Genomic DNA, 13,224 nt, shown 5'->3' with positions numbered 1-13,224 from the left:
GGCCGGGATCCGACCGCTGCCAGCCCCGGCGCGCGGGGTAAGGCCGTCGCGGGGAGACGCCAGCGCACCCGGCCGGACCGGATTTCCGGCGTTCCTCCAGACCCGATCACCCCGACCATCCCCCCAAGGTGGCATCCGGTTGCGGCCTGGGCGCATTGACAAGGGATGTAACCGGTTACACTCTCGGACCACGAGCCCCAAAAGCGCTCGGCATATCGGGAGGACATCATGAAGGCAGCATTTCTGGCGGCCGGTCTCGCGCTCGCCGCGCTCACCGGGGCGAACGCCCAGGAAACGTTCACCATCGGCCTCTCCAACGGCTGGGTCGGCAGCGAGTGGCGCACCCAGATGATCGAGGAGGCGGAGGCCGCCGCCAAGGCGTGGGCGGACAAGGGCGTCACGGTCAACGTGGTGGTGCAGAGCTCCAACGTGGACGTGCAGGGCCAGATCGGCCACGTGCGCAACTTCATCAACCAGGGCGTCGACGCCATCATCATCAATCCGAACAGCCCGACGGCGTTCGACCCGATCTTCGCCCAGGCGAAGGCCAAGGGCATCCTGGTGGTCTCCACCGACGCGGAAGTGTCCTCCAAGGACGCCATCTACGTGGGCATCGACCAGAAGGGCTGGGCGATGAAGTCGGCCGAGTGGCTGGCCAAGACCCTGGACGGCAAGGGCAGCATCGTGACCATCAACGGCGTCGCCGGCCACCCGGCGAACCAGATGCGCGTGGAGGGCTACCAGGAGGTCTTCAAGGGACACCCGGACATCAAGATCCTCAACGAGGCGAACGCCAACTGGGACCAAGCCCAGGGCCAGCAGACCACCCAGACCCTTCTCGCCACCTATCCGGACGTGAACGGCATCTGGGTGCAGGACGGCATGGCGGCGGGCGCCTGGCGCGCCATCATGTCCGCCGGCAAGACCAAGGACATCGTCGCCACCGGCGAGATCCGCAAGGACTTCCTCGACCTCTGGTCCAAGGAGGGCCTCACCTCCGGCGCGTCCGTGAACCCGCCTGGCGTGATGGCGAGCGCCCTCAACGTGGCCGTGCACCGGCTGATGGGCAAGGAGTTCAAGGACGACGTGTTCGGCGGCGTTTACGGCAACGCGATCTACATCCCAATCCCGTTCGTGTCGAACGAGAACCTTGCCGAAAACCTGAAAGCGGCAGAGGGTAAGCCCGGTTACTGGTCGGTCACCGCGCAGGTCTCCATCGACGAGGCCGCCGCCTTCTTCAAGTGACCCGACGCGTCGCGCCGGGCCGGGCGTCCGCTCGGTCCGGCCGGTCGACCGGCAGCCTCAACCAGACCGGCGCGCCCGCCGCGCCGGTCCGCCATGGTCCATGATCCGTCGATAGGGTTTCGCATGCCGCCTGCCCTGGAAGCCTCCGGCGTCACGAAGCGGTTCGGCGCCGTGGTGGCGCTCAACGACGCGCGCCTGACCGTCGGGCGCGGCGAGGTCCACGCGCTCCTCGGCGCCAACGGCTGCGGCAAGAGCACGCTCTGCAAGATCATCGCCGGCACGGTGGCCCGCGACGACGGCGAGATCCGCGTCGCCGGCGAGGCCAGGGCGCTCGCCTCGCCGCGGGCGGCGGAGGCGGCCGGCATCGCGCTCTACTATCAGGAACTCTCGCTCGTCCCGCAACTCACGGTGGCGGAGAACGTCTTCCTCGGCCACGAGCCCCGCGGCTTCGGCGGCTTCGTGGACGAGACCACCCTCAACGACCGGACCGACCTCCTGATCGGCCGCTTCGCCGGCGTCGCGGGCGAGGGTTTCACGGCGCGGACCCGCGTGTCCGACCTCTCCCCGGACCAGCGGCAGATCACCGAGATCCTGAAGGTCCTCGCCCGCAAGCCCCGGCTCATCATCTTCGACGAGGCGACGGCCGCTCTCGACCGGCGGCAGGTGGACGTGTTCTTCAGCATCATGAAGGACCTGCGCGCCGAGGGCATCTCGTCCATCTTCATCTCGCACCGGCTCGACGAGGTGTTCCGGGTCGCCGACCGCATCACGGTGATGCGCAACGGCGCCACCGTGGCGGACTTCGCCACCGCCGAGACCACGCCGGAGGCGATCGTGCGCGAGATGGTCGGCGACGTCCGGCTCGGCCCGAAGGGCGGCACGGCCGCCCCGGCCGAGGCGGCGGAGATCCGGCTCTCCGTGGAGGGCGTGACGGGCGGGCGGCTGCAGGGCGTCTCCTTCGCGGCCCGGCGTGGCGAGATCCTCGGCCTCGGCGGCCTGCAGGGCCAGGGCCAGAAGCGCCTGCTCGCCGGCCTCTTCGGCGCCGATCCCTTCACCGGCGGGCGCGTGCTCCTCGATGGCGAACCCGTGGCGCCGCGCCGGCCGGCGGACGCCATCGCGGCGGGCTTCGGCCTCGTCTCGGGCGACCGGGCCCGGGACGCCGCCTTCCCGGGCCGCTCCATCCTGGAGAACGCCGCCATGGCGAGCCTCGTGCGGGACAAGGCGCGCCTCATCCTGCTGGGGCCGCTCCGGTCCCGGTTCAGCCGCACGCTCTCCGGGCTGAAGACCCGCTACGCCGGGCTCAACGCGCCGATCGGGTCGCTCTCGGGCGGCAATCAGCAGAAGATCTTCATCGCCCGCTGGCTCGCGGCGCGGCCCTCGGTGCTTCTCCTCGACGATCCCACAAAGGGCATCGACCTCGGCGCCAAGGCGGACTTCTTCGCCATCGTGCGGGCGCTCGCCGGCACCGGCGCCACCATCCTGATCTACTCGTCCGAGGATGCGGACCTCCTCAGCCTCTGCCACCGGGTGCTCGTCTTCAACGGCGGTCGGATCACCGCCGACCTCACGGGCTCGACCCTCGACGCCATGGCGCTGACCCGCGCCGCCTACGGGGAGGCGGCCTGACCATGGCGACCCTTCTCGACGGCCGGCTCTGGCTGATCACCCTCACGGCGCTCCTGGTGCTCGTCGGCGTCAACGCGGCGCTGCAGCCGAACTTCCTGGAGCCCTCCGTGCTCCAGTCCAACCTCACCACCTTCCTGCCGCTGGTGCTGGTCGCCATCGGGCAGACCTACGTGGTGCTCGCCGGCGACATCGACCTGTCGGTCGGGGCGGTGGTGGCGCTCGTCAACGTCACGACGGTGAGCGTGATCGCGGCGCTCGGGGGCGACAGCCAGTCCGTCCTCGCCGGCCTCGCCGCCGGGATCGGCGTCGGCATCGCCTGCGGTCTCGTCAACGGCTTCTTCGTGGCGGTGCTCCGGTTCCAGCCGATCGTCACCACCTTCGCGACCAGCATCGTGTTCGCGGGCCTCGCGCTCCGCATCCTGCCGGACGCGGGCCTGCCGGTGCCGGAGGCCTACTGGCGCGGCTATGCGGGCGGGCTCTTCGGCGTGCCCACCGTCGTCCTGGTGCTCGCCGCCGCCCTGGTGACGATCGCCGTCGTCGGCCGGAGGCCCTTCTTCACTCGGCTGCGGGCCGTGGGCGGCCAGCGCACCGCCGCCTTCCAGACCGGCCTTTCGGTGGGGCGGCTCCGCATCGCCGCCTACGTGCTCTCGGCCGTGTTCGCGGCGCTCGCCAGCCTCTGCCTCACGGGCGAGACCGCGAGCGGCGACCCGCTGATGGGCCAGACGCTGGCGCTGTCGTCCATCTCGGCGGTGGTGCTCGGCGGCACCGCGCTCGCGGGCGGCGTCGGCGGCCCGTTCGGCTCGCTCCTCGGGGCGCTCGTCCTCGGCATGATCGGCAACGTGATCTTCTTCGCCGGCCTGCCGTTCGAATACCAGACGCTCGTCCAGGGGCTGATCGTGCTCGCCGCCCTCGCCGGCGGCGTGCTGGTCGCCCGGCGCTGACGGAGGATCCCGATGGACCGCCTCATCCAGATCCTGAAGGACCCGCTGCTGATCGCCGCCCTCGCCATCCTGGTGCTGCTCGGGGCCGGCGAACTCCTGTCGCCGGGCTTCGCCCGCGGCGACCAGATCGTCCGGCTGCTCACGGTGGCGGCCATCCTCGGCATCGTGGCGGCCGGCCAGAACCTCGTGGTGCTGGGCGGGCGCGAGGGCATCGACCTGTCGGTCGGGGCGGTGATCTCGCTCGGGGCCGTCATCGCCGGCAACGTGATGAGCGGCAACGACGCCGCCATCCTGCCGGCGGTCGCCGCCGCGGCGGGCGCGGGCTTCCTGGTCGGCATTGTCAACGGCCTCGGCGTCACGGTGGTGCGCATCCCGCCGCTCGTCATGACGCTCGGCATGATGGGCGTGCTCCAGGGCGCGCTCGTGGTGCTCTCCCGGGGCGTTCCGTCCGGCAACGCGGCGCCGGCCCTGATGGCCTTCGTCAACCAGCCGTTCGTGCTCGGCATTCCGGGGATCCTGTTCGTGTGGGCCGCCATCGCGGTCCTGATGGCCTTCGTGCTCCGGCGCACCGCCTTCGGCTGGTCCATCTACGCGATCGGGTCGAACGAGCGCGCCGCCGTGCTGACCGGGCTCGCGGCCGGGCGGATCCGCACCATTCTCTACGGGCTCAGCGGCCTCTTCGCGGGCGTCACCGGCGTCTGCGTGATCGGCTACACGGGCAACAGCTTCATCTCCGTCGGCGACCAGTACGTGCTGCCGTCGGTGATCGCCGTGGTGATCGGCGGCACCTCGCTGGCGGGCGGTTCGGGCAGCTATACGGGAACCATCCTGGGGGCGATCGCGCTCGTGCTCCTGCAGAGCGTGCTGACCACGTTGCAGATGGAGTTCTGGAGCCGGCAGGTGATCTTCGGGGCGACGCTGCTCGTCCTCATGCTGCTCTACGGCCGGCAGGCCCGGCTGAGGGTGTGACCGCCATGGCGACCCCCACCATCCGGACGGTGGCCGAGCGCGCCGGCGTCTCGGTCGCGACTGTCTCGCGCACCCTGAAGGAGCCGGACAAGGTGCGGCCGGAGACCCGCGACCTGGTGCTGAAGGTGGTGGCGGAGCTCGGCTTCGTGCCGAACGCCCAGGCGCGCGCCTTCCGCCGGCAGGCGAGCGACACGGTGATCCTGCTCGTCCGCGACATCGGCAACCCCTTCTACCTCGACGTCTACAAGGGCGTGGAGGAGGCGGCCTCGGCGGCGGGCTTCAAGGTGCTGATGGGCGACGCGCGTCGCGACCCGGCCCGGGTGGGCCTCTACCTGGACATGGTGCGGGAGCGGCACGCGGACGGCCTGATCCTGATGACCGGCTCGCTGCCGCCGGACCTCGCCATGGAGACGCTGCCGCCGGTGGTGGTGGCGCTCGAATACATCGACGGTGGCCGGCTGCCGACCGTCAGGATCGACAACGCGGCGGCCGCTGCGGCGGCCGTGGACTATCTGGTCGGGCTCGGGCACCGGCGGATCGCCCACATCAGCGGGCCGACGCCGGAGTTGATGAGCATCGCCCGCGCCGACGGCTGGCGGACCGCTCTCGCGGCGGCCGGCCTGGAGGCGGACCCGGCGCTGCTGGTCTGGGGCGACTATAGCCTCCAGGCCGGGCGGTCGGCGGTCGCGAGCCTCCTCGACCGCGGCGTGCCGTTCACCGCCGTGTTCGCCGCCAACGACGAGATGGCGGCGGGCGCCGTCAACGAGTTGCGGTCCCACGGGCTGCGGGTGCCGGAGGACGTGTCGGTGGTCGGCTTCGACGACACCGTGTTCGCCGCGGCGGTGGACCCGCCGCTCACCACCATCCGCCAGCCCAAGCGGGAGATCGGCGCCCGCGCGATGGCGCTGATGATCGAGCGGCTGGAAACCGGGCCGGGGTTCCAGGCGGAGGTGGTGGTGCCGACCCAGCTGGTGGTGCGCACGTCGACCGCCCCGGTCGCCGACCGTGCGGCGGCCACCCGGGCGCTGGCGGCGGCGACCCCCTGACATCTGAAGAAAAGCCAAAAGAATCAAGGGAGGTCCCATGGCTCCAAGCTTTCCCCGTCCGGTCCTGCGGGTCGGCTTCGTCGGCAGCGGCTTCATCGCGCACTTCCACCTGAAGGCGCTTCTCGGCGTGCGCAACGTGGAGGTGACCGGCGTCTATTCGCCGACGCCGGCGAAGCGGGACGCGTTCGCGCGGGCGGTGTCGGACCTCGACCTCGGAAGGTGCACGGCGCATGAAAGTCTTGCTGCGCTGGTGGAGGCGGGGGACGTGGACGCGATCTGGATCCTGTCGCCGAACGACACCCGGCTCGCCGTCATGGAGACCCTCGCGGACGCCGTAAAGGCCGGCCGCAGCACGGTTTTCGCCGTCGCCTGCGAGAAGCCGCTGGCCCGGACGCTGAAGGAGGCGAAGGCCATGCTGGCGCTCGCCGAGGGTGCCGGGCTCAACCACGGCTACCTGGAGAACCAGGTGTTCTCCACGGCGGTCCAGCGGGGCAAGGACATCATCTGGCGCCGGGCGGTGCCGTCCGCCGGCCGGCCCTATCTCGCCCGGGCGGCGGAGGAGCACGCGGGTCCGCACGAGCCGTGGTTCTGGCGCGGCGAGACCCAAGGGGGCGGCGTTCTCCTTGATATGATGTGTCATTCCGTCGAGGTCGCCCGCTTTCTCCTGACCGCGCCGGGGGCGCCGCGGTCGTCCCTCCGGCTGAAATCCGCCACCGGGGCGGTGGCGAACCTGAAATGGACGCGGCCCGCCTATGCGGCGGACCTGAAGGCCCGGATGGGGCCGACGGTGGACTACGGCCGCCGGCCGGCTGAGGACTTCGCGCGCGGGATGCTGACCCTGGAGGACGAGGCCGGCGAGGAGGTCGTCATCGAGGCGACCACCTCGTGGGCCTATGTGGGGGCGGGGCTGCGGATCCAGCTGGAGCTGCTGGGACCGGAATACGCGATGGAGTTCTCCTCGCTTTCCACGGGCCTCAAGGTGTTCCTGTCGCGCCGGATCGGTGGCGGGGAGGGCGAGGACCTCGTCGAGAAACAGAATGCCGAACAAGGGCTTATGCCGGTGCTGGAGGACGAGCCCGGCATCTACGGCTACGTGGACGAGAACCGCCACATGGTGGACTGCTTCCGCCGCGGGGAGACCCCGCTGGAGACGTTCCACGACGGCGTCGCGGTGGTGGAGATGCTGATGGCGCTCTACAAGAGCGCCGAGGAGGGCCGGACCGTGAAGGCCGGCGAGCCGCTGGACGACTACGTGCCGGCGGTCGCCCGGCCCGAGGCCTGAGCCGACCGGGCGGTATCCGGGGCGTGACACCGACGGCCCTTTTCACCGCGCCGGCGGGGACACATGGTCGTCGATGACGTGGCCGACGTCGGCCGCCGATTCCTGAAACGCGAGGCCGACGTCGCCCGACGTCGGCGCCACCTCACGCCCCATCGGCGTTCCTGTCGGCCGGAGGTCGCCCATGCCCAAGTTCGCCGCCAACATCAGCCTGATGTTCACCGAATGGCCCTTCCCGGACCGCTTCCAGGCGGCCGCCGACGCGGGGTTCGGCGCTGTCGAATTCCTTTTTCCTTATGAGTACCCGGCCGACGTGGTGGCGGCCCGGCGGGAGGCGGCGGGGGTGGACGTGGTGCTGTTCAATCTCCGCCCCGGGGATTTCGCGGCGGGCGACCGGGGGCTCGCCGCTCTCCCCGGACGGCGCGACGCGTTCCGGGCGTCGGTGGACGAGGCGCTCGTCTACGCGGCCGCCTTGACGGTGCCCCGGCTCCACGTGATGGCGGGGATCGCCGACCCGGCGGACCCGGCAGCGCGGGCCGCCTACGAGGACAGCCTCTCCGAGGCGGCCGACCGGTTGGGGGCGGCGGGGCTCGACCTGATGATCGAGCCGATCAACGGGCGGGACATGCCGGGCTATTTCCTCAACGGCTTCGACCTCGCGGCGGAGATCATCGCCCGGGTCGGCCGGCCGAACGTCCGCCTGCAGTATGACGTCTACCACCGGCAGATCCTCCACGGTGACGTGCTCACGTCCCTGACGGCGCTGATGCCGCTGATCGGGCACGTTCAGATCGCCGCCGTGCCAGGGCGGAACGAGCCCGGCACCGGGGAGCTCGACGACGGCCGGATCCTCCGGACGCTGGACGACCTCGGCTACCGGGGCCACGTCGGCTGCGAGTACCGGCCGAGGGGCGCGACCCTCGACGGGCTCGGCTGGCTCGGCGCACTGACGGAGCGGCGTGGCTGATCGACGGGCGCCGACGCATCGCCTGGGCGGCTCCCGGAGCGGGTCCGGCGAGCGCCCGCAAAAAAAATCGAAAAAAGTTCGGGGCGGGTGGAACGAACCTCCGCCGAGGTCGTTGTTGGAGTAGCAGCGCTCGCAGTCATCGCCCCCCACCGCCGCGGGCGCTGAATCGGAAACCGTCGCCCCTCGGGGCGGCGGTTTCTTCGTTTCAGGGTCACTTTCACGAGGCTGCCCAAAGGCTTCGCGCCCGCGCGCCCCGGCCCGGCACAGCTCCCGGCATGGTTAACGAATCGTTTGCATTTGGGCCGTAATCTTGTCCGTGCGGTGACGGAGCCCGGCATCGCGGATGGGCCATCCTGCTGGAATCGCCCCTGAAAACCCGCTCCGTCGCGTAGAAGTCCCGACTTGATCTCCAGGACGCGAGCGATCAGAAGGCTTGTCGTTCCGGTGATTAATGAGTCGATCACATGACGAGACTGCATCCGGCCGCCGCCGTCAGAGGCAACACGGCGACGGGGCGGACGCGTCGATGACGATAACGTGGTGGGAGCGCGGCCCTTCATGAGCGAGAGCCTTCAATTCTTCTATTGCGTCGCCGTGCTGGCGGCGGCGGGCGCGGCGGCGGTTCGGGTGCTGCTGCCCAACGGTCCGACCTTCGCGACCGACAAGGCGCAGCTGGAAGTGCTGGCCTGGATGTTCTCGGCCGGCGCCATGGTGGTGCTCGCGGCCCTGATCCTGACCGGCGGCGGCCCGGTCCTGTCCTGAGGACGCTCGTCTCCTGAGGATACCCGTCAAGTCGGGAAAGGCCCGGCGCGGCCTTCCCGGCGGCGCGGCGGCGCGATAGTCAGGGAGAGCCTGCCGACGACCGGAGCTCGCCCATGATCACCCTGCCGCATCCCGCTTCCATCGCCGTCCTCGGTCTCGGCCGGATGGGCGTGCCCCAGGCCGCCCGGCTGCTCGGGGCGGGCCACCGGGTGACCGTCTGGAACCGCTCGCCCGGAAAGGCGGCGGCGCTGACCGGCGCCGGGGCCGTCGAGGCGTCGAGCCCGACGGCGGCTGTGGCCGGCGCGGACGTGATCATCACCATGCTGACCGACGGAAAGGCCGTCGGCTCGGTCCTGTTCGAGACCGGCGTCGCGGAAGCGATCCGGCCGGGCGCGGTGGTGATCGACATGAGCTCGATCGCGCCCGCGGAGGCGCGCGACCACGCCCGGCGACTCGCCGGGCACGGCGTCCATCATCTCGACGCGCCGGTGAGCGGCGGCACGGTGGGCGCCGAGGCCGGCACCCTCTCCATCATGGCGGGCGGCCCGGAGGCGGTGTTCGACGCGGCCGTCCCGGTCCTGTCGGCCATGGGCCGGCCGACCCGTGTGGGCGAGAGCGGGGCGGGCCAGGTGGCCAAGCTCGCCAACCAGATGATCGTCGGCATCACCATCGGGGCCGTCGCCGAGGCTTTGGCCTTCGCCGAGCGGGCGGGCGCCGACGCCGCCAAGGTCCGCGAGGCGCTGCGCGGGGGCTTCGCGGAAAGCCGCATCCTCGACCTTCACGGCGACCGCATGGTCCGGGGCGACTTCACGCCCCTTGGGCGCGCCTCCATCCAGCTCAAGGATCTCGACAACGCGCTTTCGACCGGCGCGCCGGTCGGCGCCGCCCAGCCGTTCAGCGCGCTCGCCCGGTCGCTGTTCGAGCACCTCCTCGCCGCCCACGGCGACGTGGACCACAGCGGGCTGATCCTGGCGCTGCGGGACAAGGCGGAGCGGTGACGGGGGGAGGGGCGGGGGGAGAGGGGTGTCTTCGGGCGGGGCAGGTTTGGATGGCCGCCGGATTGGAGGGTTAAGGGACAAAGACGACGCCTTCCGCTTCGCTACGCTCAGCTCCTTCCCCTGAGGGGAAGGATGTTGGGGCGCCGAGCTTGAGGTTGGGATTGGTCGCTCGGCGACGCCGGCGTTTGTCGGGCGGGGCTGATGGGGGAGGGGAGATCCTTCCCCTCAGGGGAAGGTGGCGCGGAGCGCCGGAAGGGGTTGTGTTCGGGCGGGGCGGGTTTGGATGGCCGCCGGATCGAAGGGAAGGGACAAAGACGACCCCTTCCGCTTCGCTGCGCTCAGCACCTTCCCCTTAGGGGAAGGATGTTGGGGCGCTCGACTTGGGAATGAGGCGCCCGACTTGGGATGAGGCGCCCGACTTGAGATGGGGCGCCCGACTTGGGATAAGGTGCTCGACTTGGGGATGAGGCGGCCGACGCAGTGGTGAGTGGCCGGCCTGGTGGGCCGGCGGTTTTCGTCTTGGGGGCGTCGGGCGGACAGGCGGTCAGGCGTGGCCGACCTGGGAGCGGCCGGCTTCGAAGAGGAACCAGGCGCGCTTCTCGGTCTGGTCGAGGAGTTCCTCCAGGAGGCTCGCGGTGCCGACATCGTCGTGCTCGTCGCAGAGGCCGTGGGCCTCGCGCAGGCGGGCGGCGAAGTCCTTGTTGTCCTCGTGGAGCTCGGCCAGCATGTCCTTCGGGTCGACGTAGTCGGCGTCGTTGTCCTCCACCCGCTGGGTGCGGGAGACGTGGCCGATGGAGCGGAGCGTGGTGCCGCCGATCTTGCGGACCCGCTCGGCGATCTCGTCCGTGCTCGCCAGGATCTCGGCCGCCTGCTCCTCGAACAGCAGGTGATAGTCGCGGAAGTGCGGGCCGCTGACGTGCCAATGGAAGTTCTTGGTCTTCATGTAGAGGGCGAAGCTGTCGGCGAGGAGGCCGTTCAGCGCCGCCGAGACGTCCCGGGTGGCGTCGTTGGAGAGATCGCTCGGGGTGGCGAGCGGGCGGCGGACGCGGTCGCTGGCGGCGGACTTGCCCATGGTGACTTCCTTCGGGATGGCCTGGAGCGGGGGACGGGACGCGGTCGGGCAGCCGCGCGGGCACGCCCTGCCGACCACCCTCTCACCGGCACGAACGTGAACACCCCGCCGGCCGTTCCCGCCGGACGGCCGTGCCCCCGGTCACGCTTTTGCGAGCGGCCGGATCCGGATGGCGTGCCGGCACGTTGTGGAATGTCGCCCGGACAGGACGTCTCGGGCGGCCCGACCACGGGCGGCCGTCCGGTGGCGAGGCCGGCGATCCGTCCGCCCCGACGAGCCTCTCCGCCCGACGGACCTCCGCCGACCGACACCCGCTCTCGCCCGACGCTGCCTCGACCCGAACCCTCCTCACCGATCAAGGACGCCGCCCATGGACCTGGACCTCGCCACGCCGGACGAGACGCGCGCCCCCGGGCGGCGCGGCGTGGTGGAGACGACGGCCCTGGTGGCGCTCTGCCTGATGATCGTGGCGGTGCTGTCGATCGCCCGGGAACTGCTGGTGCCGCTGGCGCTCGCCGTGCTCCTCAGCTTCGTGCTCGCGCCGCTGGTGCGGCTGTTGCGCCGGGTGGGGCTGCCGCGAGGCGTCGCGGTGGTGCTGTCCGTCCTCTCCGCCTTCGCGCTCCTCTTCGCCCTCGGCTGGCTGATGACCGCGCAGGTCTCCGAACTGGTGCGCGACCTGCCGCGCTACCAGGAGACGGTGCAGGCCAAGATCGCGTCCCTCAAGGGCGCGACCGCCACCAGCGAGGCGCTGCGGCAGGTCTCCGGCTTCCTGGAGACGGTGGGGAGCGAGCTGGAGACGACCGCCCCGGAGGCGGCCCCGGCCCCCGCGGACGAGCCGAGGCCGCTGACCGTGCAGGTGCTGGAGCCGCAGCCCGGGGCGCTCTCCACCCTGGCGGCGCTGATCACGCCGCTGCTCCATCCGTTCGCCATCACCGGCATCGTGATCATCTTCGTGATCTTCATCCTTCTCCAGCGGGAGGACCTCAGGAACCGTTTCATCAAGCTGATCGGAACCCGCGACCTGCAGAAGACCACCGAGGCGCTGGACGACGCGGCGCGGCGGCTGAGCCGGCTGCTCCTGATCCAGCTCGCCATGAACACCCTGTTCGGCATCGCCATCGGGACGGGGCTCTGGATCATCGGCGTCCCGATCCCGGTGCTCTGGGGCATCCTGGCGGCGGTGCTGCGCTTCGTGCCCTACATCGGCGCCATCATCGGCGCGGCCCTGCCGCTGGCGCTCGCCGCCGCGGTGGACCCGGGCTGGACCATGCTGATCTGGACGGCGGCGCTGTTCGCCGTGATCGAGCCGCTGGTCGGCCACTTCATCGAGCCGCTCGCCTACGGGCGGACCACGGGCCTTTCGCCGGTGGCGGTGGTGGTGGCGGCGACCTTCTGGACGTGGCTGTGGGGGCCGATCGGCCTGCTGCTGGCGACGCCGCTGACGGTCTGCCTCGTGGTGCTCGGCCGCCACGTGAAGGGCCTCTCCTTCCTGGAGGTGCTGCTCGGCGACCGGCCGGCGCTGTCGCCGCCGCAGCTCTTCTACCAGCGGGCGCTGGCGGGGGATTCCGCCGAGATGGTGGGGGTGGCCGAGGAGGTGCTGCGGGCGCGGTCGCTGTCGGAATACTACGACCAGATCGCCGTGCCGGGCCTGCGGCTGGCCCTGGAGGACAGCGAGCGGGGCCTTCTCGGCGACGACCGGGCGGGGCGGATCCGCGCCACCGTGGAGGAGGTGGTGGAGGACCTGGACGCCTATGAGGACGTGCAGCCGGACGCCGCGCGGCCGCCGGGGCCGGAGGGCGCGGCGGCCCTGGAGGCGACCGCCGACCGGTCCGAGGTGGCGGTGCTGCCGCCGGAACGGCTGCAGGAGGGCTGGACCGGCGAGGCGGCCGTGCTGTGCATCGCGGCGGAGAGCGCCCTCGACGAGGCGGCCGCCCTGATGCTGCGCCAGCTGGTGGCCAAGCACGGCATCGGGACGCGGAGCGAGGGGGCGGACGCCCTGTCGGCCCGGCGGATCTTCCAGCTGCGCGCCGCCGGGACGCGGCTCGTCTGCCTCGTCGCCATGAGCGCCGGGCGGGCGCTGCCCTTGCGCCACGCGGTGCGGCGCCTGCGCCGGCGGCTGCCGGGCGCCCGCATCATGCTGGTGATGCCGGGGGAGCGGACGGTCGACCCGGCGGCGGCGCGCGAGCTCGGGATCGACGAGACGGCGGCCTCGTTCCAGGAGGTGCTGGGGCGGATCGTGGACGCCGCCGCCCGGCCGGCCGAGACGCCCGCGGCGGCGCCGGCGGACCCGGTGAGCGACCGGGTGTGACGGGCGGCGCG

The 13,224-nt window shown here is 71.6% G+C and carries 12 protein-coding genes; 10 read left to right on the top strand and 2 right to left on the bottom strand.

Annotated elements, in window-relative coordinates; genetic code table 11:
• Positions 1 to 228 precede the first annotated feature (228 nt).
• The 6 genes from HND91_RS01460 to HND91_RS01435 all read left to right on the top strand — a co-directional run bounded on the left by HND91_RS01460 (position 229) and on the right by HND91_RS01435 (position 7,109).
• Positions 229 to 1,245: a substrate-binding domain-containing protein gene (locus HND91_RS01460; protein ID WP_181704735.1), complete on the top strand. Its 1,017-nt coding sequence runs from the start codon at positions 229 to 231 to the stop codon at positions 1,243 to 1,245.
• Positions 1,246 to 1,368: 123 nt separating this feature from the next.
• A complete protein-coding gene (locus tag HND91_RS01455; RefSeq protein WP_181704734.1) occupies positions 1,369 to 2,871 on the top strand; it encodes a sugar ABC transporter ATP-binding protein in 1,503 nt (500 codons plus the stop codon).
• Between the two features lie 2 nt (positions 2,872 to 2,873).
• Positions 2,874 to 3,812 carry an ABC transporter permease gene (locus tag HND91_RS01450; protein ID WP_181704733.1) on the top strand — a complete coding sequence of 313 codons (939 nt, stop codon included), beginning with the start codon at positions 2,874 to 2,876 and terminating at the stop codon, positions 3,810 to 3,812.
• Between the two features lie 12 nt (positions 3,813 to 3,824).
• Positions 3,825 to 4,781 (top strand): ABC transporter permease, encoded by a 957-nt coding sequence (locus HND91_RS01445; protein ID WP_181704732.1) that lies wholly within the window; start codon positions 3,825 to 3,827, stop codon positions 4,779 to 4,781.
• A gap of 5 nt (positions 4,782 to 4,786) precedes the next feature.
• The gene (locus tag HND91_RS01440) at positions 4,787 to 5,827 is read left to right on the top strand and encodes a LacI family DNA-binding transcriptional regulator (RefSeq protein WP_181704731.1); all 1,041 of its coding nucleotides are present in this window, start codon (positions 4,787 to 4,789) and stop codon (positions 5,825 to 5,827) included.
• Positions 5,828 to 5,864: 37 nt separating this feature from the next.
• Positions 5,865 to 7,109: a Gfo/Idh/MocA family protein gene (locus HND91_RS01435; RefSeq protein ID WP_181704730.1), complete on the top strand. Its 1,245-nt coding sequence runs from the start codon at positions 5,865 to 5,867 to the stop codon at positions 7,107 to 7,109.
• Between the two features lie 42 nt (positions 7,110 to 7,151).
• Here the strand turns inward: HND91_RS01435 and HND91_RS01430 are convergent, their stop codons facing one another.
• The gene (locus HND91_RS01430; protein WP_181704729.1) at positions 7,152 to 7,292 is read right to left on the bottom strand and encodes a hypothetical protein; all 141 of its coding nucleotides are present in this window, start codon (positions 7,290 to 7,292) and stop codon (positions 7,152 to 7,154) included.
• Here HND91_RS01430 and otnI point away from each other — a divergent pair.
• The 3 genes from otnI (at position 7,291) to HND91_RS01415 (ending at position 9,833) form a co-directional block, all read left to right on the top strand.
• On the top strand, positions 7,291 to 8,073 hold the full coding sequence (gene otnI / locus HND91_RS01425) for a 2-oxo-tetronate isomerase (protein ID WP_181704728.1): 783 nt from the start codon (positions 7,291 to 7,293) through the stop codon (positions 8,071 to 8,073). The genes HND91_RS01430 and otnI overlap by 2 nt on opposite strands.
• Positions 8,074 to 8,631: 558 nt before the next feature.
• Entirely contained in the window at positions 8,632 to 8,835 is a 204-nt protein-coding gene (locus HND91_RS01420) for a hypothetical protein (protein WP_181704727.1), read from the top strand.
• Positions 8,836 to 8,948: 113 nt separating this feature from the next.
• Positions 8,949 to 9,833: an NAD(P)-dependent oxidoreductase gene (locus HND91_RS01415; RefSeq protein ID WP_181704726.1), complete on the top strand. Its 885-nt coding sequence runs from the start codon at positions 8,949 to 8,951 to the stop codon at positions 9,831 to 9,833.
• 544 nt (positions 9,834 to 10,377) lie between these two features.
• Here the strand turns inward: HND91_RS01415 and HND91_RS01410 are convergent.
• Complete coding sequence (locus HND91_RS01410) at positions 10,378 to 10,905, bottom strand: Dps family protein (protein WP_181704725.1); 528 nt, start codon at positions 10,903 to 10,905, stop codon at positions 10,378 to 10,380.
• Positions 10,906 to 11,275: 370 nt separating this feature from the next.
• Between HND91_RS01410 and HND91_RS01405 the strand changes: the two genes are divergently transcribed.
• Positions 11,276 to 13,213, top strand: coding sequence for an AI-2E family transporter (locus HND91_RS01405; RefSeq protein WP_181704724.1), 1,938 nt, complete (start codon positions 11,276 to 11,278; stop codon positions 13,211 to 13,213).
• The last annotated feature ends 11 nt before the right edge of the window (positions 13,214 to 13,224 follow it).

The sequence above is a fragment of the Chthonobacter rhizosphaerae genome, from assembly GCF_013839525.1.
Classification (GTDB): Bacteria; Pseudomonadota; Alphaproteobacteria; order Rhizobiales; family Pleomorphomonadaceae; genus Chthonobacter; species Chthonobacter rhizosphaerae.
The sequence above is the reverse complement of the archived record's forward strand: the minus strand, read 5'-3'. Positions and strand labels throughout refer to the sequence as shown.